The 25,757-nt window shown below is 71.5% G+C and carries 25 protein-coding genes; 4 read left to right on the top strand and 21 right to left on the bottom strand.

Annotated features, from left to right (window positions below; translation table 11 throughout):
* Nucleotides 1-203: 203 nt before the first annotated feature.
* The 13 genes from ACZ6QO_RS29610 to ACZ6QO_RS29550 all read right to left on the bottom strand — a co-directional run bounded on the left by ACZ6QO_RS29610 (nucleotide 204) and on the right by ACZ6QO_RS29550 (nucleotide 13,638).
* Entirely contained in the window at nucleotides 204-722 is a 519-nt protein-coding gene (locus ACZ6QO_RS29610; RefSeq protein ID WP_465855341.1) for an adenine phosphoribosyltransferase, read from the bottom strand.
* A 123-nt stretch (nucleotides 723-845) separates the two neighbouring features.
* Nucleotides 846-1,922: a protein translocase subunit SecF gene (gene secF, locus ACZ6QO_RS29605; protein WP_465855339.1), complete on the bottom strand. Its 1,077-nt coding sequence runs from the start codon at nucleotides 1,920-1,922 to the stop codon at nucleotides 846-848.
* Nucleotides 1,922-3,670 carry a protein translocase subunit SecD gene (gene secD / locus ACZ6QO_RS29600; protein ID WP_465855337.1) on the bottom strand — a complete coding sequence of 583 codons (1,749 nt, stop codon included), beginning with the start codon at nucleotides 3,668-3,670 and terminating at the stop codon, nucleotides 1,922-1,924. The genes secF and secD overlap by 1 nt, the downstream gene beginning before the upstream one ends.
* Before the next feature lie 81 nt (nucleotides 3,671-3,751).
* Complete coding sequence (gene yajC / locus ACZ6QO_RS29595; protein ID WP_465855335.1) at nucleotides 3,752-4,105, bottom strand: preprotein translocase subunit YajC; 354 nt, start codon at nucleotides 4,103-4,105, stop codon at nucleotides 3,752-3,754.
* 353 nt (nucleotides 4,106-4,458) lie between these two features.
* A complete protein-coding gene (gene ruvB / locus ACZ6QO_RS29590; protein WP_465855333.1) occupies nucleotides 4,459-5,520 on the bottom strand; it encodes a Holliday junction branch migration DNA helicase RuvB in 1,062 nt (353 codons plus the stop codon).
* 116 nt (nucleotides 5,521-5,636) lie between these two features.
* Entirely contained in the window at nucleotides 5,637-6,257 is a 621-nt protein-coding gene (gene ruvA, locus ACZ6QO_RS29585; RefSeq protein ID WP_465855331.1) for a Holliday junction branch migration protein RuvA, read from the bottom strand.
* Entirely contained in the window at nucleotides 6,254-6,853 is a 600-nt protein-coding gene (gene ruvC, locus ACZ6QO_RS29580; RefSeq protein ID WP_465855432.1) for a crossover junction endodeoxyribonuclease RuvC, read from the bottom strand. The genes ruvA and ruvC overlap by 4 nt, the downstream gene beginning before the upstream one ends.
* 133 nt (nucleotides 6,854-6,986) lie before the next feature.
* Nucleotides 6,987-8,153, bottom strand: a complete 1,167-nt coding sequence (locus ACZ6QO_RS29575) for a GNAT family N-acetyltransferase (protein WP_465855329.1) — start codon at nucleotides 8,151-8,153, stop codon at nucleotides 6,987-6,989.
* Nucleotides 8,154-8,292: 139 nt separating this feature from the next.
* Nucleotides 8,293-9,042 (bottom strand): YebC/PmpR family DNA-binding transcriptional regulator, encoded by a 750-nt coding sequence (locus ACZ6QO_RS29570; RefSeq protein ID WP_465855328.1) that lies wholly within the window; start codon nucleotides 9,040-9,042, stop codon nucleotides 8,293-8,295.
* A 3-nt stretch (nucleotides 9,043-9,045) separates the two neighbouring features.
* A complete protein-coding gene (gene pdxT, locus ACZ6QO_RS29565) occupies nucleotides 9,046-9,636 on the bottom strand; it encodes a pyridoxal 5'-phosphate synthase glutaminase subunit PdxT (RefSeq protein ID WP_465855326.1) in 591 nt (196 codons plus the stop codon).
* Nucleotides 9,637-9,760: 124 nt separating this feature from the next.
* Nucleotides 9,761-11,269, bottom strand: a complete 1,509-nt coding sequence (locus ACZ6QO_RS29560; RefSeq protein WP_465855324.1) for an alkaline phosphatase D family protein — start codon at nucleotides 11,267-11,269, stop codon at nucleotides 9,761-9,763.
* Nucleotides 11,270-11,470: 201 nt separating this feature from the next.
* Nucleotides 11,471-12,388 (bottom strand): pyridoxal 5'-phosphate synthase lyase subunit PdxS, encoded by a 918-nt coding sequence (pdxS, locus tag ACZ6QO_RS29555; protein ID WP_465855322.1) that lies wholly within the window; start codon nucleotides 12,386-12,388, stop codon nucleotides 11,471-11,473.
* A gap of 233 nt (nucleotides 12,389-12,621) precedes the next feature.
* Nucleotides 12,622-13,638 carry a DUF3048 domain-containing protein gene (locus tag ACZ6QO_RS29550; protein ID WP_465855320.1) on the bottom strand — a complete coding sequence of 339 codons (1,017 nt, stop codon included), beginning with the start codon at nucleotides 13,636-13,638 and terminating at the stop codon, nucleotides 12,622-12,624.
* 689 nt (nucleotides 13,639-14,327) lie between these two features.
* Between ACZ6QO_RS29550 and ACZ6QO_RS29545 the strand changes: the two genes are divergently transcribed.
* A complete protein-coding gene (locus ACZ6QO_RS29545; RefSeq protein WP_465855319.1) occupies nucleotides 14,328-14,723 on the top strand; it encodes a VOC family protein in 396 nt (131 codons plus the stop codon).
* A gap of 77 nt (nucleotides 14,724-14,800) precedes the next feature.
* On the opposite strand, the gene ACZ6QO_RS29540 is transcribed toward ACZ6QO_RS29545, so the two are convergent.
* The 4 genes from ACZ6QO_RS29540 to ACZ6QO_RS29525 form a co-directional block, all read right to left on the bottom strand.
* A complete protein-coding gene (locus ACZ6QO_RS29540; RefSeq protein ID WP_465855317.1) occupies nucleotides 14,801-15,847 on the bottom strand; it encodes a hypothetical protein in 1,047 nt (348 codons plus the stop codon).
* Complete coding sequence (locus tag ACZ6QO_RS29535; protein ID WP_465855315.1) at nucleotides 15,844-16,392, bottom strand: RNA polymerase sigma factor; 549 nt, start codon at nucleotides 16,390-16,392, stop codon at nucleotides 15,844-15,846. Before ACZ6QO_RS29535 ends, ACZ6QO_RS29540 begins: the two co-directional genes overlap by 4 nt.
* A gap of 87 nt (nucleotides 16,393-16,479) precedes the next feature.
* Complete coding sequence (locus ACZ6QO_RS29530) at nucleotides 16,480-17,376, bottom strand: aminoglycoside phosphotransferase family protein (RefSeq protein ID WP_465855313.1); 897 nt, start codon at nucleotides 17,374-17,376, stop codon at nucleotides 16,480-16,482.
* A 266-nt stretch (nucleotides 17,377-17,642) separates the two neighbouring features.
* Nucleotides 17,643-19,019, bottom strand: a complete 1,377-nt coding sequence (locus ACZ6QO_RS29525) for a helix-turn-helix domain-containing protein (RefSeq protein ID WP_465855311.1) — start codon at nucleotides 19,017-19,019, stop codon at nucleotides 17,643-17,645.
* Nucleotides 19,020-19,276: 257 nt separating this feature from the next.
* On the opposite strand from ACZ6QO_RS29525, the gene ACZ6QO_RS29520 reads away from it, so the two are divergent.
* The 3 genes from ACZ6QO_RS29520 (at nucleotide 19,277) to ACZ6QO_RS29510 (ending at nucleotide 22,003) form a co-directional block, all read left to right on the top strand.
* Complete coding sequence (locus ACZ6QO_RS29520) at nucleotides 19,277-20,032, top strand: ATP-binding protein (RefSeq protein ID WP_465855310.1); 756 nt, start codon at nucleotides 19,277-19,279, stop codon at nucleotides 20,030-20,032.
* Between the two features lie 358 nt (nucleotides 20,033-20,390).
* Complete coding sequence (locus ACZ6QO_RS29515; protein ID WP_465855308.1) at nucleotides 20,391-20,978, top strand: RICIN domain-containing protein; 588 nt, start codon at nucleotides 20,391-20,393, stop codon at nucleotides 20,976-20,978.
* A complete protein-coding gene (locus ACZ6QO_RS29510) occupies nucleotides 20,978-22,003 on the top strand; it encodes a hypothetical protein (RefSeq protein ID WP_465855306.1) in 1,026 nt (341 codons plus the stop codon). Before ACZ6QO_RS29515 ends, ACZ6QO_RS29510 begins: the two co-directional genes overlap by 1 nt.
* A 148-nt stretch (nucleotides 22,004-22,151) precedes the next feature.
* On the opposite strand, the gene ACZ6QO_RS29505 is transcribed toward ACZ6QO_RS29510, so the two are convergent.
* The 4 genes from ACZ6QO_RS29505 to pgsA all read right to left on the bottom strand — a co-directional run bounded on the left by ACZ6QO_RS29505 (nucleotide 22,152) and on the right by pgsA (nucleotide 25,526).
* The gene (locus ACZ6QO_RS29505; RefSeq protein WP_465855304.1) at nucleotides 22,152-22,697 is read right to left on the bottom strand and encodes a hypothetical protein; all 546 of its coding nucleotides are present in this window, start codon (nucleotides 22,695-22,697) and stop codon (nucleotides 22,152-22,154) included.
* Between the two features lie 82 nt (nucleotides 22,698-22,779).
* Nucleotides 22,780-23,925, bottom strand: a complete 1,146-nt coding sequence (locus ACZ6QO_RS29500) for a glycosyltransferase family 4 protein (protein WP_465855302.1) — start codon at nucleotides 23,923-23,925, stop codon at nucleotides 22,780-22,782.
* Complete coding sequence (locus ACZ6QO_RS29495) at nucleotides 23,922-24,833, bottom strand: phosphatidylinositol mannoside acyltransferase (RefSeq protein WP_465855300.1); 912 nt, start codon at nucleotides 24,831-24,833, stop codon at nucleotides 23,922-23,924. Before ACZ6QO_RS29495 ends, ACZ6QO_RS29500 begins: the two co-directional genes overlap by 4 nt.
* A 93-nt stretch (nucleotides 24,834-24,926) precedes the next feature.
* Nucleotides 24,927-25,526 carry a phosphatidylinositol phosphate synthase gene (gene pgsA / locus ACZ6QO_RS29490; protein WP_465855298.1) on the bottom strand — a complete coding sequence of 200 codons (600 nt, stop codon included), beginning with the start codon at nucleotides 25,524-25,526 and terminating at the stop codon, nucleotides 24,927-24,929.
* Nucleotides 25,527-25,757: the final 231 nt, after the last annotated feature.

Here is a 25,757-nt window from a genome sequence, read left to right as displayed (position 1 = left end):
GCCTGCGGCGTGCGGCAGGCGCCGGCTTGTCGTCCGTGCCTGCGGACGTGGCTAAACCCGTTTCGTCCGCGGGCGCGGAAACCGGCTCAGGGGTGTCGGTCACTTCGGGCAAGGCCACATCACGGGGCACTCAGACTCCTCACGTCGAGTCCAGATCCTCCAGTGTATCCACGCTGGGAACGCCGACCTCGCGGAGGAGCCGATCAAACGACGACCAGGGCCCGCAGGTCGACGTCCGTCAGGCGGTCACGACCCTTGAGGAAGGCGAGTTCCATCAGCACGGACACGCCTACGACCTGGGCGCCTGCTCGGCTGACCAGCTCCACCGCCGCCCGGGCGGTGCCGCCCGTGGCCAGCACGTCGTCGACGATGAGCACGCGGTCGCCCGGGTTGAAGGCGTCGCTGTGCACTTCGATGACGGCGGAGCCGTACTCCAGATCGTAGGACGCTTCCAGCGCCTCGGCAGGGAGTTTGCCCTTTTTACGGACAGGCACAAACCCCGCGCCGGCGCGGTAGGCCACCGGGGCGGCCAGGATGAAGCCGCGGGCCTCGATGCCGACGACCTTGTCGACCGCCAGGCCGTCGGCCAGCGCGTCGATCACCGTGGAGAACGCCGCGTGGTCGCCGAGCAGCGGCGTGATGTCCTTGAACATCACCCCGGGCTGGGGGTAGTCGGGCACGTCCCTGATGCGGCCGAGGATCGTCATGGTCAGGTCGGTCATAGGGGGTTCCTATCCGGGCGGCGGGGGGCGCCCCGAGATGGTGGAGGGCCGCCGTCGACCGGCAGCCGAGCGCCCCCGTGACAGGAGTTCACGGGGGCGCCACGGACGATACCTGTGCGGGGACTAGCGCTTCTTGCGCTTGTCCGTCGCCACCGCCCCGTTCGCCGAACGGGTGGCGGAGGTCGCGGCGGCGGGCTCCTTGCCCTTGCCCTTGCCCGCGGGCGCGTCCTTCGCGGCGGCGGCCCGGTTGGCCTGCAGCCGCTTGGCGAGCGCCATGTACCTGGGCTCGCGCTCCTTGAGGTTGGCCAGCAGCGGCGTCGCCACGCACAGCGAGGAGTACGTGCCGACGATCATGCCGACGAACAAGGCGAGCGAAAGGTCCTTCAACGTGCCCGCGCCGAACAGCGTGGTGCCGATGAACAGGATCGCGGCGACCGGGAGGATGGCCACCAGCGAGGTGTTCAGCGAGCGGATCAGCGTGTGGTTGAGCGCGTTGTTGGCGGCCTCGGTGTAGGTCATCTTGGCGGTCGTGCCGAGCTTGGCGGTGACCTCCTTGATCATGTCGAACACCACGACGGCGTCGTAGAGCGAATAACCGAGGATGGTCAGGAAGCCCAGCATGGTCGCCGGGGTGACCTCGAAGCCCGACCAGGCGTAGATGCCGGCCGTGATGACCAGGTCGTGGATGAGCGCGACCACCGCGGCCAGCGCCATCTTCCACTCGAAGGCCAGCGTGAGGTACAGGATGATCGCGATCATGAAGACCGCCAGGCCGATGAGGGCCTTGTTGAGCACCTCACCGCCCCAGGTGGCGCCGATGATCTGCTTGGAGATCTGGTTGTCCGGGACGCCGTACTTGGCGGAGATCGCGTCGGAGACCTTGGTCACGCCCTCTTCGGGCAGGCTCTGGGTGGTGACGCGCCAGCGCGGACCGGCCTCCTGGACGATGACCTGGTGAGCGCCGGCCTCCTCCACGGTGCCGCGGACCTGCTCGATCGAGGACGCGGCCGGCTTGTTGAAGCTGAACACCGAGCCGCCCTTGAACTCGATGCCGAGGTTGAGGCCCTGGAAGACCAGCCCGACGATGGAGATCACCAGCAGGAGCCCGGACAGAGAGGCCCAGAGCTTGTACCGGCCGACGAAGTCGACGTTGACCTCGCCGCGGTACAGACGGCGGCCGAGCGCACCGATGGTCGACATCAGCCCTCCTGCGAAACGGTCGTGCGGGCGGCGGGCGTCTCGCGGCTCATGCGTTCGGCGTCGAGGCCCGAGAGCTTGTGGCCCTTGGCGAAGAACGGCAGCTTGGCCAGCAGGGCGACGAACGGCTTGGTGAACAGGAACACCACGGCGATGTCGATGAGCGTGGTCAGGCCCATCGCGAACGCGAAGCCGGCGACGCCGCCGACCGCCAGGAAGTACAGCACCACGGCGGCGATGAACATGACCGCGTCGGCGATCAGGATCGTGCGCCGGGCGCGGGTCCAGGCGACCTCGACCGCGACCCGCAGAGACCTCCTGCCCTCCTTCATCTCGTCTCGCATGCGTTCGAAGTAGACGATGAAGGAGTCGGCGGTGATGCCGATCGAGACGATGAGGCCGATGACGTGCGGCAGCGACAGGCGGAAGTTGGCGTTGTGCCCGAGGATGACCACCGTGCTGTACGTCAGGATGGTCGCCACCGCGAGGCTGGCCACCGCGACGAGGCCGAGGCCCCGGTAGTACAGCAGTGAGTAGAACACCACGAGGATCAGGCCGATGGCGCCCGCGAGCAGGCCGCCCCTGAGCTGGTCGGCCCCCAGCGTGCCGGAGACCTCCTCGATCGAGCTCTGCTTGAACTTCAGCGGCAGCGCGCCGTACTTGAGCTGGTTGGCCAGGTCGGTGGCGGACTTCTGGGTGAAGCTGCCGGAGATGCGCGCCTGGCCGCCGGGAATGGGCTCCTCGATGACCGGGGCCGAGATGACCAGGCCGTCCAGCACCATGGCGAGCTGGTTGCGCGGCTGCGGCGCGCTGGTGATCGCCCCGGTGATCTTGGCGAACTCGCTGGCGCCCTTGCTCTTGAAGGTGACCGAGACGATCCACTCGCCGGTGGTGGAGTCGACGCCGGAGGTGGCGCCGGCCACCTCGGTGCCCTTCACCGCCGCCTTGTCCAGCACGTACCGGGCGTCGCCCTCGGCGCTGCACGCCGCGAGCTGCTTGTCGGGGTTGTCCTGGACGCCCTGGCCGCGGTCCTTCTTGGTGCAGTCGAGCTTCTTGAACTGCTCGGCCACGGCCGGGTCGACGCCGGTCAGGTCGACGCCCGCGAGCGGGTCGTCGGAGGCCGTCGGAGGCGCGCTCGGCTCGCCGGAGGGGGCCGAGGCGCTGGGCGCGGGGGTGGCGTCGCCGCTCGGTTTCGCCTCACCGGAGGCCGAGGCGGAGGGGGCGGGCGTCGGGGCGGTCAGCGCCGACGCGAGCGCGCGCCCGGCGGGCGTGGCGCTCGTCTCGGGCTTGGCCGTGGACGCGGGCTTGGCCGTGGAGGTCGGCTTGGTGCTCGCACCCGGCTTGGGCGTGCCGGTGCCCGACGGCGCCGGCGTGGCGGGCGCGGTCGGCAGCGGGCTCGGCGGGATGACGGCCGGGGCGACCGCGAGCACTTGACGGAAGCGGAGCTCGGCCGTGGTGCCCAGAAGCCCGACGACCTCCTTCTGCCCGGCGCCCGGAACCGAGATGACGATGTTGTCACCCGACTTGGCGACCTCGGCGTCGGAGATGCCCGTGCCGTTCACCCGGTCGCGGATGATGTTGACGGCCAGGTCGAGGCTCTCTTGGGAGGGAGCGGCGCCGGTCTGGGTCACCGGTGAGAGCGTCACCGTGGTGCCGCCGGCGAGGTCGAGGCCGAACTTGGGCACGAATGCCTTCTGCAGGGCCATCACCCCGCCCATGGCGAGGATGAGCACCAAGAGGGCCAGGAGCACGCGTCCCGGCCTACTCTGGCTACTGGTCGTTGGGGCCACTGGTGGTCAGTTCTTTCGTCAAGGGGTTTGCGGTGAGCCTACTCAGGACTTCTTGTCGGTCGAGCCCTCGTCCCCCCGGATCTCGGGGGCGTCCACCGGCTTCTCGTCGGTGACGGTCTCCGGCTCGCCGATTCCATTGTCCACCGTCTCCTCCTCGACCGGGACGAGCACGCGCCCGATGGAGGCCCTGACCCAGCGGGTCTCGACGCCGGGCGCGATCTCCAGGATCACGTCCTCGTCCTCGATGGCGGTGACGGTCGCGAAAAGACCGGTCGTGGTCATCACGCGCGTGCCCGGCGTCACGCTGCTCTGCATCTGCGCCTGCTCCTGCTGCCGCTTACGCTGCGGGCGGATGAGCAGGAAGTAGAACACCACGACCAGCAAGATCAGTGGCACGAACGATCCAAGGCCCTGCACGGGGCTTCCTTCCGGTTAAGTGTGACCGGCCTGCGCCGGAGGTCTGGCGACGATCGGCACGGCCCACAACTGATCACGTCAGCGTACACAGCCAGCCAAGCCACGGAGTTTAGGCGAGCTTGTCAAAGCCCGGCAACGAACCCACGCTCTGGCACGCTGGAAAGTTCCCGTTGTCACCGACTTGTGACCGGCGGATACGACGGACTTGAAACTTTCACCCTTTGCTCCGCGCCCTTTCCGAGCAGCCCGGACGACTCGGCAGACACCTCATAAACCAGCACATCTCACCGGGCGGCCCGAAACTCCGGTCAACCCGCCGGTCAAGGCCCCGATCAGGGTGTCCGGTCCGGATCGTCGAAGAGGGCGTGCTGGGCCGCCGCGCCGAAGACGTCCGGCGGAGCAGTCATGCCCAGGTGCGCGTAGGCCGCGGCCGTGGCCACCCGGCCGCGCGGCGTGCGGGCGATCAGCCCCTGGCGCACCAGGAAGGGCTCGGCGACGACCTCCACGGTCTCGGGCTCCTCCCCCACCGCCACGGCCAGCGTGGACAGCCCCACGGGACCGCCGCCGAACTTGCGCAGCAGCGCGCCGAGGACGGCGCGGTCGAGCCGGTCGAGCCCTTCGGCGTCGACCTCGTACAGGTTGAGCGCGGCCGAGGCGACGTCCCTGGTGATCACGCCGTCGGTGCGGACCTCGGCGAAGTCGCGGACCCGCCTGAGCAGGCGGTTGGCGATGCGGGGCGTGCCCCTGGACCTGCGGGCGATCTCGTGCGCGCCCTCGTCGGGCAGGTCGAGCGCGAGCAGGCGGGCCGAGCGGCGCAGCACCTGCTCAAGCTCGGCCACGTCGTAGAAGTCCATGTGGGCGACGAAGCCGAACCGGTCGCGCAGCGGCGCCGGCAGCAGGCCGGCGCGCGTCGTGGCGCCCACCAGCGTGAAGGGCGCGATCTCCAGCGGGATCGCCGTCGCGCCGGGGCCCTTGCCGACCACGATGTCGACCCGGAAGTCCTCCATGGCCAGGTAGAGCATCTCTTCGGCGGGGCGCGCCATGCGGTGGATCTCGTCGATGAACAGCACCTCGCCCTCGGACAAGGTGGACAGGATCGCCGCCAGGTCGCCCGCGCGCTCAAGGGCAGGCCCGGAGGTCAGCCGAAGGGGCATGCCCAGCTCGGCGGCGATGATCATGGCGAGGGTGGTCTTGCCGAGGCCGGGCGAGCCGCTCATCAGCACGTGGTCGGGCGTCCGGTTGCGGCGCAGCGCGCCTTCGAGCACCAAGGAGAGCTGCTCGCGCACCCGCCCCTGGCCGATGAACTCGCCGAGCCGCTTGGGCCGCAGCGCGGACTCGATGGCCTGCTCGTCTCCCTCGGCGTCCGGGGACACCAGGTCGCGTTCAAGACTCACCGGAGGACCTCCGTCATGTGGGCACCGCTCGGCCGGACGCCGCTCATCGCACGCTCATCGCAAGTCGTCGCAGGGTCATCGCGGGTCATCACAAGTCGTCGCAGGGTCATCGCGGGTCATCGCACGCTCAGGGCGCGCAGGGCGGCCTTCAGCAGGGCGGCGACCGCGGGCGTGCGCCCCGCCGCCAGCTCGGCGTCGGCCTCGGGGGACACGATGGCGATCGCCTCGTCGGCGTCCTTGGCGGAGTAGCCGAGCCCGACCAGCCCCGAATGCACCTGCTCGCGCCAGGCGGGCGTGGCGGCCTTGCCGTTGAGCGCGGCGGCGACGGCCTCGTCGGGGGTGCCGAGCTTGTCCTTCAGTTCGAGGATGATGCGCTGCGCGCCCTTCTGCCCGATGCCGGGGACCATGGTGAGCGCCTTGACGTCGGCCGCCGCCACGGCGACCCGCAGGGCGTTCGGCGCGTGGACGGCGAGCATCGCCAGCGCGAGCCTGGGGCCGACGCCCGAGGCGGTCTGCAGCATCTCGAAGATCACGCGCTCGTCGTCGGAGGCGAACCCGTAGAGGGTGAGCGACTCTTCGCGGACCACCAGCGAGGTGGACAACCGGGCCTGCTCGCCCACCCGCAGCCCCGCGAGCGTGCCGGGCGCGCAGTGGACCAGGACGCCGACACCGCCCACCTCGACCACGGCGGAGTCGGGGGCGATCGCGGCGACGCGACCGGAGACCGAAGCGATCACGTGTCCGCTCCTTTCGCGGGAAGGGGCCGCGGCACGGCGGCCCGCGCGCCGCGCGGGGTCGCCCCGGGCGAGCGGGCGCCGGCGGCCCTGGCCTTGGCGGCCGCCTCGGCGAGGCGGTTGTGGGCGCCGCCGCGCCAGATGTGACAGATGGCCAGCGCCAGCGCGTCGGCGGCGTCGGCGGGCTTTGGCATCGCGTCGAGGCGGAGCAGGCGGGTCACCATCGTGCCGACCTGGGCCTTGTCGGCGTTGCCGAACCCGGTGATGGCGGCCTTGACCTCTGAGGGGGTGTGCAGGGCGACGGGGAGACCCCGGCGGGCGGCGCAGACGATCGCCACGGCCGACGCCTGGGCCGTGCCCATCACGGTGCGGAGGTTGCTCTGGCTGAAGACCCGCTCGACCGCGACGGCGTGCGGCCGGACCTCGTCGAGCCATCGCTCGATCTCGGCCTCGATGGCCACCAGGCGCGCGCCGATCTCGTCGTGCGCCGGGGTGCGCGCCACGCCCACCTTGACCAGCGACAGCGGGGCGCCCGCGCGGCCCTCGACGACGCCGAGACCGCAGCGGGTCAGCCCGGGGTCGACCCCCAGCACCCGCAGTTCCGGCAGCCGCACCCGCACGCCTCCACCATCGCCGAACACCTGTTCGGGGGAACTGTACCGGCATCGCGGGCACCGCGCACGCACCGGCCCGCCGGCCGTGTCCCCGCCGTCCCCGCGCACGCCGGCGGGATCAGAAGTAGTCGATCATGTAGGGCTTGGCGGCGAAGGCGGCGCCCAGCAGGTCGTCCAGCTCCGGGGTGCCGCCGGCGAGCAGGCCGGCGCGGCGCAGCGTAGCGGTCTGGACGCCCGCGTACAGGGCGGACATGCCGCCGATGGCCAGGCGCGGCACGTCTCCGCCGGCCGGGGCCGCGGCGGGCTCCGCCGAGCCGGTGCCGCCGGAGACCCGCAGCCGCCAGGCGCCGGTGTTGGCGGGGCGCCGCGGGTCGTCCACGGCCACGACGGTGTCCACCTCGACGCCCGCGGGGTAGCCGCGGCCGGCGACGGCCAGCGGCAGGTCGATGAGGCGGAACATCCAGCGGGTCTGCTTGACCGTGTCGGTGGAGCGCTCGCGCAGCAGCCACAGCATCGGGTCGTCGGGCTCGACGTTGGCCCTCACGGTGGTCGCCACCGAGGAGGCCGTGCCGACCAGGGACCACAGCGCCCTGGCCGTCGCCTCGGACCCGGCCACGAGGCTGTCGACGTCGATGTCGCCGTCGTTCCAGCTGTAGAGGACGAACCCGTCCTCGGCGAGGTAGGCGAAGTCGTCGGCGCCGGACAGCCACAGGCGGGTGTAACGCTCGTCCCAGCCGACGGGGCCGGAGGCGCGGGTGGCGGCGTAGACGCGCTCGATGGTGGCTGCCAGCTCGGGGGCGTCGTCCGGCGTCATACGGCGGAGCTTGACTGCGCCGTCGCCCGGGGCCAGCGTGCGCAGCGCCTCGGCGGGCACGGTGACGCGGTGGCGGGCGCCGGCGTGCTCGTAGCCGACGCTGCGGTAGAGCGGGGTGGTGGCCGGGTAGAGCGCCGAGGCGACGTGGCCGAGCTCGGCGCAGCGGTCGATGGTGGCCTGCATGAGAAGGCGTCCCACGCCGCGGCCGCGGTCCTCGGGGGCGACGGTGACGCTCGCGACCCCGCCCATGGAGACGCGGCGGCCGTGCCACCACTGGTCGAAGCGGTGGATCCGGCTGGTGGCGACCAGCCGCACGCCGTCGAAGACGCCCAGATAGCGTCCCTCGTCCAGCGAGGCGGTGGTCATGGCGCGCCAGGTCTCGGCGCTGGCGGAGGGGATGGGGCCGAAGGCGCGCCTGCGGTTGTCCAGCACGGCGTCGAGGTCGCCGGCCGTCAGATCACGGATTTCCACAACCGGACAACCTATGCCAGACGCCTCGTCCGGTCGAACCGATTTCCCCCCGGTCACCGGCGCGGCGGCGCGACCGGCGGGGGCCGCCTCCCGGCCCGTGGGGCCGGGAGGAGCGTGAGACCGGGGGCCGCCGGGCCCGTCAGTCCATCTTGGCGAGGACCTCGTCGGAGACGTCGAAGTTGGCGTAGACGTTCTGGACGTCGTCGCTGTCTTCCAGGGCGTCGATGAGGCGGAAGACCTTGCGGGCCGCGTCCTCGTCGACCGGGACGCTGAGCGTCGGCATGAAGCTGCTCTCGGCCGAGTCGTAGTCGATGCCGGCGTCCTGCAGCGCCTTGCGGACCGGGACCAGGTCGCCGGCCTCGCAGACGACCTCGAAGGACTCGCCGAGGTCGTTGACCTCCTCGGCGCCGGCGTCCAGGACGGCGACCAGCACGTCGTCCTCGGTGAGGCCGGCCTTGGGGACGATGACGACGCCCTTGCGGTTGAACATGTAGGACACCGAGCCGGGGTCGGCCATGGAGCCGCCGTTGCGCGTCATGGCGACGCGTACCTCCGACGCCGCGCGGTTGCGGTTGTCGGTGAGGCACTCGACCAGCACCGCGACGCCGCCGGGCGCGTAGCCCTCGTACATGATGGTCTGGTATTCGGCGCCGCCGGCCTCAAGGCCGCCGCCGCGCTTGCGGGCGCGCTCGATGTTGTCGACGGGCACCGAGCTCTTGCGCGCCTTCTGGATGGCGTCGTACAGCGTCGGGTTGCCGTCCGGGTCAGGACCACCGGTACGGGCCGCCACCTCGATGTTCTTGATGAGCTTCGCGAAGAGCTTGCCGCGCTTGGCGTCGATCACGGCCTTCTTGTGCTTCGTCGTCGCCCATTTGGAGTGGCCGGACATCGGCTAGAGCTCCCTCACCATCTCGACAAAATACGAATGAACCCGCGTGTCCCCGGTCAGCTCGGGATGGAAGGACGTCGCGAGCAGAGGTCCCTGCCGGACCGCGACGATCCTATCGCCAGGCTCGGCCAGTCCCAGCACCTCGACGTCCGCGCCGACGGACTCGACCCATGGCGCCCGGATGAAGACGGCGCGCATGAGACCGCGTCCCGCGAAGTCCAAGGACGCCTCGAAGGAGTCGACCTGGCGGCCGAAGGCGTTGCGGCGGACGACCATGTCGATGCCGCCGATGGTCTGCTGACCCTCGATGCCGCCCTCGATGCGGTCGGCCAGCATGATCATTCCGGCGCAGGAGCCGTAGGTCGGCATGCCGGACTTGATGCGCATGCGCAACGGTTCGAGCAGCTCGAAGGCCTCGGCGAGCTTCCACATGGTCGTGGACTCGCCGCCGGGGACGACCAGCGCGTCCACCGCCTCCAGCTCGGCGGGGCGCCGCACGGCGAGCGCCCTGGCCCCGGCCGCTTCCAGGGAGCGGGCGTGTTCACGCACGTCGCCCTGGAGGGCGAGCACGCCGATCGTCGGCGCTGAGGTCACCGGTCTTCCTCCCACATGGTGCGGCCACTGCCGATGATTCAAATGTCGGGTTCGACCGCCGAAGCGTACGGCCAAGGAGAACAACGCCCCAAACGGGGCCCCGCTTCCCCGCGCGGCGAACGGGTCAGGTCTGGCGTACCAGGCCGGGGAGCCGGTCGGCGACGGTGAAGCCCGCGGCGGTCAGGGCGGGGGCGCCGGGGACGCTCACCCGCCGCACGATCTTGAAGTCGGCCCTGACCGAGGCGGGCTCCACCTTCAGCAGCAGATAGCCGCGCCGGCGCAGGTGGAACTGCAGGTGCGGGTTGGTGTCCAGGAGGGCGTCCCTGGCGTGGTCGTGGTCGTGGCCGTCGCCGCCGCTGGTGATCGAGGTCACGGCCAGTTCGGTGCCCACCAGGGGCGAGTCCTCGTCGTCGTAGTCCACGGCCAGGTCCCCGGCCCAGTGCGAGTGCACGTCGCCGGTCAGCACGACGGCGTTGCGGACGCCGGCGTCGAGCCAGCCGCGGGTGACCCTGGTGCGCGACGCGGAGTAGCCGTCCCAGGCGTCCTGCCGCACCACCCTCTCCGGCCCGGGGTACCTGGTCCGCTGGCCGAAGAAGACCTGCTGGCCGATGATGTCCCACCGCGCCTTGGACTCGCGGAACCCCTCCAGCAGCCAGCGTTCCTGCTCGGTGCCGGTGATCGTGCGGTCGGGCTCCTCGGCCTCTGGGCACTCCGCGAAACCGGTCCCGCACAAGGGGCGGTCGCGGTACTGGCGGGTGTCCAGCAGGTGCAGGGTGGCGAGGGTCCCCCACCGCAGGCGGCGGTACAGGCGGATCACCGGGCCCTTGGGGATGGCGGCGCGGCGCAGCGGCATGTGCTCGTAGTAGGCGCGGAAGGCCGCCTCGCGCCTGGCGGCCGGCAGCAGGCTCGTCCAGTTGTTGCGCACCTCGTGGTCGTCCATGATCGGCACCCAGGGCGCCGCGGCGTGGGCGGCCCTCAGGTCGGGGTCGGTCTTGTAGAGGGCGTGCCTGCGCCGGTAGTCGGCGAGGCTGGTGGCCTCGCCCCCCTCGTGCTCGCGCACGTTGCCGCCGGGGCACGGATGCTCCCCCTTGCCGTGCTCGTAGATGTAGTCGCCGAGGTGCAGGACCAGGTGCGGGTGCTCCTGGGCGACCCTGGTGTAGGCGGTGAAGTGCCCGTGCTGGTAGTTGGCGCACGAGGTCACCGCGAGGGTGAGCGCCGTGACCGGCGAGCCGGGGGCGGGGGCGGTCACCGCGCGGCCGATGGGCGAGATGTAGGGGCCGGCCTTGAACCGGTACCAGTACTCCCGGCCCGGCTCCAGGCCGCCGACCTCGGCGTGCACGGCGTGGGCCCATTCGCGTACGGCGTCCTCGCTGCCGCGCCGCACGACGCGGGCGCAGGCGGGGTCGGTGGCGACCTCCCAGTACACCGGGACCGGCGCGGGCGGCATGCCGCCGTAGCCGTCCTCGGCGAGCGGCACGGGGGCGAGGCGGGTCCATAGGACGAAGCCGTCGGGCGCCGGATCTCCGCAGGCGACGCCGAGCGTGAAGGGCTCGCCGTAGGGAGCGCTCAGGGGTGGCACCCCTGGCACTCCCGCTATCAGCCCCATCACGAGGAGCGATCGCCTGTCGATCACATGACGATCATCAACTATGCCCAGCAAACGCCAGGTATAGCCACACCCAGGTCAGAGCGGATATTTCCGGACGATCAGCACCGGACGCCGATCAGGCGGCAGATCCCGGGCGACATATCAGCATTCCGGATGGCAAATCATCACGTACTGGCATAACGCCCTCCCGGTGGCCGCACGGCGGCGCCGGGAAGGCGTGGAAGACTACCAGCCGCGGGTGGCCAGGCGCTCGGCCTCGGGCAGCGTCGCGACGTTGATGCCTACCATGGCCTCGCCCAGGCCGCGGGAGACCTTGGCGATCACGTCGGGGTCGTCGTAGAAGGTGGTGGCCTTCACGATCGCCGCGGCGCGCTTGGCCGGGTCGCCGGACTTGAAGATGCCCGAGCCGACGAACACGCCCTCGGCGCCGAGCTGCATCATCATCGCGGCGTCCGCCGGGGTGGCGATGCCGCCGGCGGTGAACAGCACCACCGGGAGCTTGCCGGTCTTGGCGATCTCGGCGACCAGCTCGTACGGCGCGCGCAGCTCCTTGGCGGCGGCGTAGAGCTCGACCTCGTCCAGGGTGGACAGCCGCTTGATGTCGCCGCGGATCTGCCGCATGTGACGGGTGGCCTCCACGACGTTGCCGGTGCCGGCCTCGCCCTTGGAGCGGATCATCGCGGCGCCCTCGGCGATGCGGCGCAGCGCCTCGCCGAGGTTGGTCGCCCCGCAGACGAAGGGCACCGTGAAGGCCCACTTGTCGATGTGGTTGGCCTCGTCGGCGGGGGTCAGCACCTCGGACTCGTCGACGTAGTCGACGCCGATGGCCTGCAGGACCTGCGCCTCGACGAAGTGGCCGATGCGGGCCTTGGCCATGACCGGGATCGAGACGGCGGCGATGATGCCGTCGATCATGTCGGGGTCGCTCATGCGCGAGACGCCGCCCTCGGCCCGGATGTCGGCGGGCACGCGCTCCAGCGCCATGACGGCGACCGCGCCGGCGTCCTCGGCGATCTTGGCCTGCTCCGGGGTGACGACGTCCATGATCACGCCGCCCTTGAGCATCTCGGCCATGCCGCGCTTCACGCGGGCGGTGCCGGTGACGGCGGTGGTCTCGGTGACTTCGGGGGTGCTGCTGGACACGGTCTTACCTCACGAGCGTGACGACGGGTTCCCGTCCCATGTTAGGCGCTGATCAGCCCCGCCCTTGACGTCCGGATCGTCACAACTCGACGGGGACTTTGGACATGTTGTACGAGTGGCGGCGGCCCGCCCGGCCGACCAGGGCCGCACGGCTGCGAGGCCGCGCGGGATCAGGACCGCATGGATCAGGGCCGCGAGGGATCAGGGTTGCACGGGATCAGGGTTGCACGGGATCAGGGTTGCACGGGCTTGGGGGCGGCCAGGACGACCCACACCTGGCCGCGGCTGAAGTTCATCGGCTCGCCGTCGGCGGTGGTGAACGTCGTGCCGTCCTTCTCCGAGGAGCGCGACCATTTCGCCTTGTAGGCCTTGCCGTCGCGCAGGACGACCGCCTTGCCGGTGCCGGTGGTGTGGATCAGCGGCGTGTAGCTGCCGGTGAAGTCGTGGAACTCCGAGCGGGTGGTCTTGGCGTACTGGACGACGATGGTGGGCGCGCCGAGCTGGCCGCCCTCGGCCGCCATGTCCTTCTTGCCGTCCTGGGTCACGAGCCAGCGCTTCTGCGTGGCCGACCAGGCGAAGGTGAAGGTGGCGGCCGGATACCGCACGGTGTACGACTTCCTCGCGGTGCCGCCCTCGGGCGCGTCGCCGAAGGTGAAGCCGATGTCGCGCGCCCTGGTCGCCTTGGGCGCCTTGGCCAGCAGCTTCTTGGTGTCCGCGAACAGGTTGTAGGGGGCGAAGCGGCCCGGCTGGCGGAAGTAGGCGCCCGGCGCGGCGCTGTCGGACACGTCGAACAGCGACGCCTGCTGTACCAGCGGGATCATCTTGCTCTGGACGCCCGAGTAGGCCAGGGCCGGCTTGCCGAACATCGACAGCAGGTGCAGGTCGGAGATGCGGGCGCTGCGCACGGGGCCGACCTTGGCGGGGATCTTGGAGGAGAAGACCGCCATGAGACGGGTGAGGCCGCCCTCGACCTGCTCGACGAACACCAGGTCGGCGCTGCGCAGGCCGAGCTGCGGCTTGCCTGCGGAGGTGTTCTCGATCTTCACGGCGAGCACCGGCCTGCGGCCCGCCACCGGCTGCCCGGTGAACGGGTGCTCCGGCGGCGGGGTCGGCGTCGCCGACGCCGAGGCGGCGGGCTCGACGCCCTGCGACGCGGGCGACGCGCCGCCGCCGGAGGAGGAGCAGGCCGCCACGGGCGCGAGGACGGCCGCCCCCGCCAAGACGACGCCGATCACCCGTTTTGCTGGCACAGCTGCGGCTCCTCCCGATACGTCGTGAAACGCCACGAAGCTTACCTATGGAGGCCCCAGCGAATACGCAAGATCGGTCGTATCGTCCGAATAGAGGGCAAGTCGTTGCCAGGACTTGCCTAATCCGTACCAACGGCGGTGCCCAGCCTGCCACCGCCGGACATCCCCGCCCCTCCACCAGCCCCTCCACCGCGCGCCGTCCCCCCAGGCGACCACGCACCCGAAGCCCCAGCCCACTGGTCCCCACGGCCCGCCATACAGGACCGTTGACCGGCGCCGCGACGGCGGGTCGTGGTACGGCGAATCCGGCGCCCCGCTACGGCGCCCAGCAGGACCGGGCGGGTCGAAGGGGGGCCGGCACTTCGCCGTAGGACGGCGCCGACGCCGCCGACCACCTTCCCCCCGCGTCGGCGCCGCTTCGTCCCATCAACGCGAAGCGGGCGGCGCGATCGCCCGCGTAGCGGAGCCGATCCCACCACCCGCCATGCAGGACCGTTGACCGGCGCCGCGACGGCGGGTCGTGGTACGGCGAATCCGGCGCCCCGCTACGGCGCCCAGCAGGACCGGGGGGCCTGACCCTCCGGCCCTGCGGAAGGGCTTTCCACCCACCGCAGGTGGGCGGCGGCACCGGAGATACGGCACAAGGTCCGGCCGTACCGACGCTCCAGACGGACATCTATACTCCGGGCGTGCGAATCGATCTTGTAACGGTCGTCGTCGACGACTACGACCGCGCCATCGAGTTCTTCACCGGAGTCCTCGGCTTCGAACTGGCCGAGGACTCGCCGTCGCTGACCAACGACGGCCGTCCGAAACGATGGGTCGTCGTCAGGCCGCCGGGCGCGGAGACGGGCATCCTGCTCGCCCAGGCGGACGGCGAGCGGCAGGCCATGGCCGTCGGCGACCAGGTCGCCGGCCGGGTGGGCTTCTTCCTCCGCGTGGACGACTTCGACGCCGCCTACGAGCGGATGACGGCCGCGGGCGTCCAGTTCGTCACCACACCGCGCACCGAGCCCTACGGGCAGGTCGCCGTGTTCCTCGACATAGCCGGAAACCGCTGGGACCTGCTCGGCCCTGCTCACTGACCGCCGAGGAAGGCCACCGGCCAGGACACGCCGGGTCTCGTCGCCCTGCCCTCCGCCGCCGCGATCCTGCGGCGGGGTCATCCGAAGGCGGGTGGTGGGGCGCTGCCGTTGTAGAAGGGGTTCTCGGGCAGGCGCTCGGGCGTGACCAGCAGCCGGATCACCCCGGCCTTCACCTGCCAGGCGTTCCAGACCGTCCAGCCCCCGCCCACCCGATCGGGCGGCAGCGGCTCGAATGACAGGCCGCCCGTCTTCGAATCGATCCGGATGTGGCTGAACACCACCGACAGGTCGCGCCTGCGCGCCTCGGCGAGGACCTCCTTGACCGGATGGCCGTCCCGCAGGCGGACACCGTCGAACATCTCGCCCGGCGCCATGGCCGCGTCGAAGTTGGCGTACTCCTCCCCCGGCCTGGCCTGCCGGCCGATACGGACGTCCACTCTCGCGGCCAGCCCGGCCGGGACCCGGATCACCATGACGCAGCTGGGGGACCGTCCGGGTGCGCACCCCTGGGGAGCCGTTCCCAGCGTCAGCGGGACACCACCGAACCGAGGCCCGGAGGGATCCGGCGTCGCCTGCCGGTCCGGGGCCTCCTTCCCAGCGATCACCATGCCGAGGATCCTCCCCACGTATCCCGGCGAGACTGGCACCGGGCGCAGCTCCACCCGCAGGCCGACCGCCCTGAACGCCTCGGTGTACAGGGCGTACTCGGCGAACGGGTCCTTGATGCGGGCGACGTACTGGTCGCCGTCCCGTTCGATGTCCACCGCCGCGTTGGCGTAGGACACCGCGACGCCGCCTCCGTCCCGCACCAGGCTCGGTCCCACGACGACGCCCGTCGCGAGCAGGGCCGCGGCGGACAGGCCGAGCCCCAGGCGGCGGGGGCCGAGCCGCCCCGACCGGCGCCGCCCCGGCGGAGGTGCACCCGGACTCCCGGTGGCCATCGCCTCCGGCCGCGCGACGGTGATCGTGCCGGGCCCGTGGGCGGCCGACGCGTCGGTCCGCCGGCCCGTGATGGAGGCCAGCAGCGCCTGCGCCCCCGCGCCGGACGCCCCGCGCCCCGCTCTCCCAGGCTCGACGCGGTCCAGCGGCCGCAGCAGTCGGCTGATCTCTTCTGCGTCGTTCACAGCGACCTCCCCGCCGGGATCATCCGGCTGCCCGTCGTCAGGTGGACATCGGCCGCGCTCAGCGCGGCGGAGAAGCGCCTGCGCGCGCGGTGCAGCCTGATGCGCACCGCGTTGCGCGACACTCCCAGCATCGTCGCGATCTCGTCCCGGCCGAGCCCTTCCCAGGCGACCAGCGACAGCAGCTCGCGATCGTCGTCGGGCAGGCTCCGGAACACCGCCGCGACGACCCTCAGCTCAACGCCGGCGTCGGGTGGATCGCCGTAGAGATCGGCCATCTCGGCGTCGAGCTCCACGTCGCGCATCCGCCGCCGCGCCGTCTTGCGGCGCTGGTCGGCCAGCACCCTGCGCGCCACGCCGTACAACCAGAGCCGCGCCCCGTCCCCTGGCGGCAGGTCGGCGAGCTTGCGCCAGGCGATGGCGTAGGTCTCCGCCACCACGTCCGCCGCGTCCTGCGGCGAGTCGCAGCGGCGCACCGCGTATGCCGTTATCTGGTCGTACGTCTCCCGGTACACGCCCTCGAACCGGGCCACCTCGTCCTCATCCACGCGCCGTCCCCAAGACCGTCTCCTTCGTCAGTACGAAACGCCGACATCCCGTACATGGCACGAAGGGCCCCACCATTTCCGGCCGTGTCAGGCGAGAACGGCCGCGAGGGTGCGGCGGCCGATCTCCGCTATGAGCGGATCGTCGGCCGACTGAGCCAGGAACGCGAGCGACAGCGCGAGCGCCCAGCCTTTGGCGCGCGTCCAGAGGCCGTCGCCCCCCGCATGCCCGCCCGCCGCGCGATAGGCGTCCCTGAATGTCTCGTGGCATGTGGTGGGCAGGAGCATCCAGGCGGCCGACAGGTCCGTGGCGGGGTCGCCTGAGGTGAGGTCACCGAAGTCGATCACGGCGCTGACGCGGCCGTCGTGGACCAGGATGTTGGCGGGATGAAGGTCGCCGTGCACCCACACCGCGGGCCCGTCCCACTGCGGCGCCGCGACCGCAGCCTCCCATACGCGCGTCACGGCCTCGTGGTCGACCAGGTCGCCGAGTATTTCGAGGCTCCAGGTGACCGCCGCGTGGCGCTCAGCGAGCGACCCCCCTCGGAAAGGATTGACAGGAAGCTCCGGGACGGCGGGGGTGTGCAGTGCGCCGAGGAACGCGCCCAGGGTGACCGCGGCCTCCAGCGGGTCGGCGGGCGGGTTCCGGGCGGCGATCCGCCCTGGCAGGAACGGGACGACGCTCCACGGCCAGGGGTAGCCGGAGCCCGGCCGCCCGGTCCGCAGGGGCGCGGGAACCGGCAGCGGCAGCCGGGACCGGAGAATCGGGAGCCACCGCTGTTCGAGCACCAACGACCGGATGGCCACCTGACGCCGGGGCAGCCGCGCGACCAGCGCGTCCCCGACCCGGCACATCACGTTGTCCCATCCGTTCGCCATCGTCTCGACGGGGAGATGCGCGAGGTCGGGTTGCTGGTCGGCCAGGAGCCGCCGGACCAAGTCCGGGGAGACGTCCACCTCCGCCGCCGGTTTTGAGTGAGGAGCCATCCTGGGAACCTAGCCGAGCCGACGTCCGGATCGCGGCCTATTTCCGGTCCGCGCGGAGCCCCCGAACCCGCGCCGGTCGTGGACGCCGAACCCCGGACGGGTCGCGAGGAACGGAGAGAGGCCGGGAACGCACCGGCGTACCCTCCGCTTTCGCAGGGTGACCGAGGGCTCGGCTTTCGCAGGGTGACCGGGCGCCCGGGGCCGGGCCCTCGGGACCGGGCCCTCGGGACCGGGCCCCTCGGGGGCCGGACGGCGACGGTGTCGGCTCAGGAGGCGAGTTCGGCGGCCAGGTGGGCGCGGAACTCCTTGACCTGGACGGTGGTCGCGTAGGGCTCCAGTCGCTCGGAGAACGTCCTGACGCGCTCGACGGCCCGCACGGACGTCAGCGACCGCGCCATCGGCACCGCCGCCCGCGCGGACGCGACCGCCTGCTCGACCTCCCCCATGCCGAGATAAGCGTCGGCCATGTTCATCCGGTTGATCTGCGCCGAGCGTGGGCGCCGCTCGGAGAACTCCCGCGCGGCGAAGTCCGCGCGTTCGACGGCCCGGTCGAACCGGCCGAGCAACTCCCAGCACAGGCCGATCTCGGAGCCCAACTCCGGCTCGTCCGCCCATATCGTCCAGGCCGGATCACGATCGGTGCGTCCCTGGGCGTGCACCTGCTCGGCTTCGGCGAGCAGCCGTTGCACTCGCTGGGCCGAATGCCTGTCCCCGCCGTCGTTCGGCCTTGACTGAAGCGCCGTCGCCCACGCCTCTCTGACGAGCAGCGGAGCCAGTACACGCGGCGGCGCCTGGCCACGACGGGCGGACTCGACGGCCGCGCGAGCCAACCAGACCGCGTGCGACGAGTGCTCCAGCCAGATGGCCTGGTGGGTCATGCTCGTCAGCACCCACACGCCGGTCAGGGCGTCTCCTCCGGCACTGGCGAGTTTGAGCGCCTGGCCGAAGTAGTGCTGTGCCACACCGTGCCAGCCGAGATCGAACGCCGTCCAACCGGCCATCTGCGTCATCCCCGCCGCGGCCGACATCAGCGCGGAACCGACCTCATCGGTGTAGCGGCCTCGGAGCAGGGGTGCGACGGCGGTGTTCAGGTAGTCGACCACGGCGGGGCGGACCAGGCCCGCGCCGAAGCGGTGGTCCATCTGGCCGAACGCCTGGCGCGCCTCGTTGATGCGCTGGACGTCCGACATGCCGACGGCGGGGCCGGAGGCGTCGTGGGCGGCCGAGGGGACCGGGGTGCCGTAGCTCCACGCCGACAGCCAACTGCCCAGGGCCGCCGGCACGAAGGGCAGGGCGGCGAGCACATGACGGCGATCGGGGTCCATGTCGCACCTCCACAGTCGTCCGGCGGCCTCGACCGTAGCCGCGAGCGACAGGTCGCTGAAGCCCGGGCAGAGCCAGGCTTCCGTATCGACCGGGGCGCCGCCCTCCACCCACCGCTCGACCTCGGCGGGATCGACTCCGAACACCTCGGCCATCCGCGCCCGGTACACCGGCCTGATCGACTGCCTCCCCCGCTCCCACCGGCTCCAGGTGGTCGGAGAGACCCACAGCGCCTCGGCGATCTCCTCCTGGCTCATGCCCATCCGCCTGCGCGCCCGCGCCGGCTCCGGACGTGCCGCGCCGCGCCTCGATCCGCCCACGACCCACCTCCACGACAATCCGTTACTCAACGGCGACTCATTGTCAACGGACGTGCCCTGGACGCCCGGCCGTCCGTCCTGAACGACCGGGAAACGACCACTCGGCGCGCAGACGCGCGCGGCGGGCGACGAGAGGTTTGACGGACGCTTGGAGGGCTTGGCGAACGGCGACGCCGAGGAGGGGACCTGGGCTGCGGGCGCCCGATCAGGTCTCCTGCTGAGCACTGTCGCCGAGAGCCGAGAACAGGAGCAGCCCGATGCGGCCGATCCCCCGCTGCACAGCGGACGCACCCCGCGTCCCCTCCGGACGCCCGACGATTCCCGCGCAGGGATCCGCCGGCCCCGAAGGGCGCGCCGCCGACGTCCCCGCGGACGGCAGGACCGGAAACCCTCACGACCGCCCGTCGGACTCCGGTCCGTCCGCCGGCGCGGCGGCTGAGCACGGGCGCCGCGCCTCCGAGGGGAACGGGCGGCCCCGCCACGCCGGCGAGGCGGATGAGGAGGAGTCCCCTTTCGCCCTGGTCGGCATGACCGTCACGGTGCTCCACCCTGGTTCGGCGTGCCGTCGCGCCCGCTCCCTCGTCCGGGAGGTGCTGTGCGGCGAGGGCCTGACGGGAGAGGAGGTCTCCGACGCCGAGACGATCGTGTCCGAGCTGGCGGCCAACGCCGAACGGCACGGCCGGCCGCCCTACGAGTTGCGCGTCTATGACCTCGGCGGCGTGCCGACCTGGTGCGAGGTGGTGGACGGTGACCCCGACCTCCGCTGGATCCCGGCCGTCCTGAACCGCTCGCACGGCCAGACCGCGCTGGAGTTGTTCGCCGAGGGCGGCCGGGGGCTCATGCTCACCCGTGAGCTGTCACAGGCCCACTGCCGCGCGTATGTCACGACGACCTTCACCGGCGGCGAGCCCGCCAAGGCCGTGGCCTTCGCGCTTCCCACGCGGTCCGGAACCCGGCTGACCTGTCCCCCGTTGCTGCGCCACGCCCGCTCCCGCGCCCGTCTGCTGCCCTGAGCGCATACGCGACCCGAGAGGTACCGAGAATGCCGTCGATCGCGTGACACAAGGCATGTGACGGAGGGCGGCTTTCTCTGATTCCGGCCTATTGGGCGTGGCTTGGAATGGGAGCCGTTTCCAGCGGAGACGCCTGCCGGAAACAGCTGTCAGCCGCGCCCGAATTCCTCCGCGCCGGCCCTCGTCATGGCGTGTCACCCCGCCTGTCGGGAAGCCGACACCTTCTCGCACGACGCTTGTACCGGCCTCCGGCGACGATGCATGCTCGGGCCGACGCCGCACCTTTCCACCGCCCTGCCCCTGAGGATGCCGGCATTCCGGCGCGTCAAGAATCATCGCCTGCCGAGGAGAAAATGTCGTGAGAGATTTCCTGCGACGATCGTCGCGGACCGTCCTGAAAGCGTCGCTCCTGTTATCCGCCACCGCCGCGCTCATCGCCGTCCTCCCGGCCGCCGCACACGCCGACGGCGTATATCGCTGGCAGAACGAACGCAACCAAGGATGGATGGAGATCTGGCAGAGTTCCACCGCCGACCAGGCCCGGGTGGTCGCGTGGCCGGCGAGCTACGTCACCAACAACCAATGGTGGTCGGACTTCAAGCTCAGCGAAGACGGCTACTACGCCATCATCAACTACAACAGCCAGAAAGCCCTCGACCGGTATGACTATTACCAGGATCTCGGACGGGGCAAATGCAGTGAGATCATGCAGTACACCTGGCTGGGCAGCGACTGGCAGCGGTGGAAGTACCGGCGCATCACCGCGGACGGCCGCGACTGGGTGCTGTGGATCAACAAGTACGGCTGTAACAACAATCCTTACTGGGACGTGCTCTCCGGGGACATCGACGACACTCAATGGATGTATCTCCACACCGAGGCCTATTGCGACGACACACGGTACGGCTATCCCAACCATTGCTATTGGAAGAGGAACGGCGAGTGATGGACACCAGAACGAGAGCATCCCGCCGTCGCGCGGCGGTCCTGGCGTTGGCGGCCACCACGACGGTCCTGCTGACCGGCTGCGGAACCGAGAGCTGGCAGACTCCGGCGGCGGCGCCGCCCGGCACTCCGACGCCCGGGCCGGTCGGCCCCACCACGCCCTCGACGACCGTTCCGCCGTCGAACCCGGTGCCCGTGCCGACCGGCGAGCCGACCCTGGGGCCCGTGCCTGTGGTCACCAGCAGCGCCCATGTGCCGCTGCCGCTGGACCCCTACATGACGTCGATGCAGGACATCGCCACCCTGGACCGGGCGCACGACGCGGCGGCGGCGACCTGCATGAGGACGCTGGGCTTCGGTGAGTGGACCGCGGAGACCATCGGTTCCGGCAGCCCGGAGAACTACCGGGAGTACGACTACGCCGAGTACCTCGACCCCGCGTCGGCCTCGGCCAACGGCTATCCGAGGCCGGCGTCCGAGGTCTCCGCGGTCTCCCGGAGCCCGGAGAAGGGCACCGCCCACCAGGCCACCGCGGAGGAGAAGAAGGTCTACGCCGGCTCGGTGGCCGAGACCCGGAGCGGGCGGGCCGTGCCGGAAGGGGGATGCGACGGCGACGCCGAGCGCAAGGTGCGCGGCAAGACCGCCAAGCTGCCCGTGGACCCGCGCGCCCTGGCGGTCCAGTCCCGTATATCGACGATGCAGGACAGCAGAGTGCGTCAGGTCTTCGCCGCCTGGAGCTCCTGCATGGCGAAGGAAGGGCTTCGATATCCCGATCCGGTGCTGCTGAGGAACGACCCGAAATGGGTGACGCGCACCGCCTCGACCCCCGCCGGCGCGGAGGAGAAGCGCGTCGCCGGCCTCGACGCGGCCTGCCAGCGACAGGTCAACCTCGTGGGCGTGTACAAGGCGGTGCGAGCCGCGTATGAGGAGCGTCTCGTCGCGGCCGAGAGACAGCGGCTGGAGGCGGCCGGACCGGTCTTCCAGTCCTGGGTCAAGAACGCCAAGGCGGTCCTCGCCAACGGGTAGCGGACCGGCCGAGCGGTTCGCCGACGCCCGAGCCTCAGGCTTGCTGGACGCGGGCGCCTCAAGCCTGCCGGGCGAAGCCCCAGCAGGCCTGCTGGGCGAACGCCTCAGGCCCGCTGGGCGAACGCCTCAGGCCCGCTGGGCGAACGCCTCAGGCCTGCTGGGCGAACGAGGCGGGCTCGGCGTCGTCGATCTCGAAGTAGGACGGCGGGTCGGTGTGGCCGGCCAGGCGGAGGGTGCGCGCGAGCCAGCGGCGCTGCGCGTGGCGGGTCACATCCACGGCGTTGTTGTAGAAGCGCCGCGAGTAGATGACCTTGGTGACGGCGGTGTCCAGCTCGCCGATCAGGGCGGCGCCCTCCGGGGTCTCGGCCAGCCGCTCCCTGAAGCGCTCCTGGTCCAGCACGGCCCTGATCGTGCGCGACAGGTCGCTCTCGGCGTGCTCGCGCTCCTCGGGCCCCGCCGTCCGGGCCTCGTGGGTGGCCGCGGCCAGCACCAGGCTGGTGGCAGGGTCGAGGACGCGGGAGGCGGCCAGTTCCAGGCAGACGGCGGCGCGGCTGATCAGGGCGGCGTCCAGCGCCGCGCGCGCCGTCTCCAGGCGGATGTGCATGCGGTCCAGCCGCCCGGCCCGCCACGAGATGTACACGGCCGACAGCACGATGATCGCGCCGACGAGCAGACTGACGGTCATGGCGCTCATGTGTCCTCACGCGGGTGGAAGCGGCCGGACGGAGCGGTCGCCGGACGGACGGACCACCGCGCACGCGGCGCCGGCGGGACGGTCACAGGATCGCTCCGCGGCGTTCCTCTTCGACGCCGCCGGTCGTGGTCGCCGTCACCGTCTCGTAGACGCGCACCACGTCGCGGGCCACCGTCGACCAGTCGTACTTGCGGACGGCCAGGCGGGCCTCGTCGGAGAGCTTGGCGCGCCGCTCGGCGTCGTCGAGCAGCGCGGCCGCCTCACGGGCCAGGGACGCGGCGTCGCCGGTGGTGAACAGCGCGCCCGCCTGGCCCTCGCCGAGCACCTTGCGGAAGGCGGGGATGTCGCTGGCCAGCACGGTCGCCCCGGCCGCCATGGCCTCGGCGAGCACGATGCCGAAGCTCTCGCCGTGGGTGTTCGGCGCGCAGAAGACGTCCACGGAGTGGTAGGCGCGGGCCTTGTCGTCCTCGCTGACCATGCCGAGGATGCCGACCCGGTCGCGCAGCGGCGCGGGCACCTTGGACAGCACCTCGTCGGCGTCGCCGGGCCCCGCGATGAGCAGCCGCAGCCCGGGACGGTCGGGGCCGAGCAGGGCGAACGCCTCCAGCAGCACGGGCAGGCCCTTGCGGGGCTCGTCCATGCGGCCGAGGAAGCCGATCACGCCGCCGTCCGGACCCCAGCCTGGCAGGGCCTCGGCCTGCTCGTACCGGCTCACCGTGACGCCGTTGGGGATGAGGACGGCATCGCCCCCCATGTGCTCCACAAGGGTTTTGCGCGCGGCGTCGGACACCGCGATGCGGCCGGAGATCTTCTCAAGCGCGGTGTGCAGCACAGGCGCGGTGACGGCCACGGCGCGCGAGCGCTGGTAGGAGGCGTGGAAGGTGGCCACGATCGGGCCGCTCGCCGCCCAGCAGGCCAGCAGGCCGACCGACGGGACGGCCGGCTCGTGGACGTGCAGCACGTCGAAACGGCCCTCGCGCAGCCACTTGCGCACCCGGTTGGCCGACAGGAACCCGAACGCCAGGCGCGCCACCGAGCCGTTGTACGGCACGGGGACGGCCCGGCCGGCGGAGGTCACGTAGTAGGGCAGCAGCGCGTCGTCGGAGGCGGGCGCGAGCACCGACACGTGGTGGCCGTCGGCGATGAGCGCCTCCGCCAGGTCGCGGACGTGCGCCATCACCCCGCCCGGGACGTCCCAGGTGTAGGGGCACACCATGCCGACCCTCACGACGCGCTCCGGGGCTCCAGGTCGTCGAGCCAGAGGCGCTGGAGCATGTGCCAGTCTTCGGGGTGCTCGGCGATGCCCTCCTGGAAGACGCGCGCCATGCTCTGTGTCATGACGGCGACCTTCTCCTGACGGGAGCCCTCGGCGGGGACCGGGATCTCCTCGTGGATGTGGATGGCCCAGCCGTCGCCCTCGAACCAGATCGTCGCCGGGTGCAGCGCGGCCCCGGTCTGGATGGCCAGCAGCGCCGGACCGGCGACCATGCGCGTCCTGCCGTCGAAGAAGTCGACCTCGATGCCCTTCTCGGTGAGGTCGCGCTCGGCGGGCAGGCAGACCGCGCGCCCGGCGCGCAGCCGCTGGGCGAGGGTGCCGAAGGCGTGCGCGGTGCCCCCGCCCTTGGCCGTGAGCGGCAGCACCTCCATGCCGAGGCTCTCGCGGAACGCTACGAACCGCTCGTACAGCGACTCGGGCTTGAGGCGCTCCATCACCGTGGTGAAGGTGTGCCCGCTGTGGATCAGCCAGGCGCCGGAGAGATCCCAGTTGCCCATGTGCGGCAGGGCCAGCACGATGCCCCGGCCGCTTTCGAGCGTGGAGAAGATGCGGTCGCCGTGGATGGCGTTCGTGCCGGCGAGGATGCGCTCTTTGCCGATCACCGGCAGGCGCAGCGCCTCCATCCAGTAGCGGAAATAGGACCGCAGGCCGGCCCTGCTGAGGTCGCGGATCGACGGATCGGCGACGTCCTTGCCGGTCACCCTGGCAAGGTTCGACTCCAGACGGCGGACGAGCTTGCCGTGCCGCCACCACATGACGTCGGCCACGCGGCGGAAGACCCACGCGGCCACCGGCTCGGGCAGCTTGGGCACCAGCACCCAGCCGAGGTGGAAAGCCCAGACGACGAGCCGATCAGTCACGCGAGGTTCACCCCCAGGGGTCGGTCAGAGATCCAGCGGGCGGATCGCCGGTCGGAATGCAGAGTCATCGCCAGGTGCGGTGAGCCCGTAGGTTCATGTTGGCACCGTCTGACGGTAAACGTGCAAGATGCGCTGCCCGGCGGTGAACGCGCTGGCGGCGGCGAGCAGCCACAGGCCCGCGGCGAGGATGTACGGCACGCCGAGCCCGCCGAGGCCGGCGGCGACCAGCACGACCACCAGGCGCTCGGACCGCTCGGCCAGGCCGACGTCGCAGTTGAGGCCGAGCCCTTCGGCGCGGGCCTTGGCGTAGGACACCACGGCGCCGGCGACCAGGCAGAACAGCGCGACCCCGGCCAGAAGGCTCTGGCCGCTCGCCATGAACCACAAGATGAGGCCGGAGAAGACGGCCGCGTCGCCGACGCGGTCGAGCGTCGAGTCGAGGAACGCGCCGAACGTGCTGCCGGTGCCGAGCATGCGGGCCATGACGCCGTCGAGCAGGTCCGCCAGGACGAAGAAGGTGATGACGACCGACCCGAGGAACAGCTCGCCGCGCGGATAGAACCCCAGGGCTCCGGCCGCGACCCCGAGCGTGCCGAGGACGGTGATGACGTTCGGAGTGATCCCCAGGCGGGCGAGCGCCCGGCCGAGCGGGGAGAGCACGCGGGTGGCGGCGGGACGCAGGAGCTTCAACATCGCCGTCCGATCGTAGGCCACACCGGCCGCGACCTCCGAACCAAGCCCGCGGCCTCCGGCACGAGTCGCCCGCGGCCGGACGGGGAACGCTGTCAGAGAACGCGGGCGACGTGGTGAGGTACAGGCGGGAGAGTGCGGTTGTCTTCCCGCTGGCACTTTTGCCTTCAGGCCCTTGTGATCCGCGCCGGACGGGTGAAGGGTGAATGCACCGCGCTCTTTCGGGCGGCGGGC

The sequence above is a fragment of the Sphaerisporangium sp. NPDC049457 genome, from assembly GCF_055586705.1.
The sequence above is the reverse complement of the archived record's forward strand: the minus strand, read 5'-3'. Positions and strand labels throughout refer to the sequence as shown.

What these genes read in the sequence shown, in the direction of transcription:
- secF (WP_465855339.1), bottom strand. Translation starts at nt 1,922, where the DNA reads ATGTCGACCATCGGTGCGCTCGGCCGCCGTCTGTACCGCGGCGAGGTC.
- ACZ6QO_RS29510 (WP_465855306.1), top strand. Translation starts at nt 20,978, where the DNA reads ATGGACACCAGAACGAGAGCATCCCGCCGTCGCGCGGCGGTCCTGGCG.
- ACZ6QO_RS29610 (WP_465855341.1), bottom strand. Translation starts at nt 722, where the DNA reads ATGACCGACCTGACCATGACGATCCTCGGCCGCATCAGGGACGTGCCC.
- ACZ6QO_RS29530 (WP_465855313.1), bottom strand. Translation starts at nt 17,376, where the DNA reads ATGGCTCCTCACTCAAAACCGGCGGCGGAGGTGGACGTCTCCCCGGAC.
- pgsA (WP_465855298.1), bottom strand. Translation starts at nt 25,526, where the DNA reads ATGTTGAAGCTCCTGCGTCCCGCCGCCACCCGCGTGCTCTCCCCGCTC.
- ACZ6QO_RS29570 (WP_465855328.1), bottom strand. Translation starts at nt 9,042, where the DNA reads ATGTCCGGCCACTCCAAATGGGCGACGACGAAGCACAAGAAGGCCGTG.
- ACZ6QO_RS29505 (WP_465855304.1), bottom strand. Translation starts at nt 22,697, where the DNA reads ATGAGCGCCATGACCGTCAGTCTGCTCGTCGGCGCGATCATCGTGCTG.
- ACZ6QO_RS29520 (WP_465855310.1), top strand. Translation starts at nt 19,277, where the DNA reads ATGCGGCCGATCCCCCGCTGCACAGCGGACGCACCCCGCGTCCCCTCC.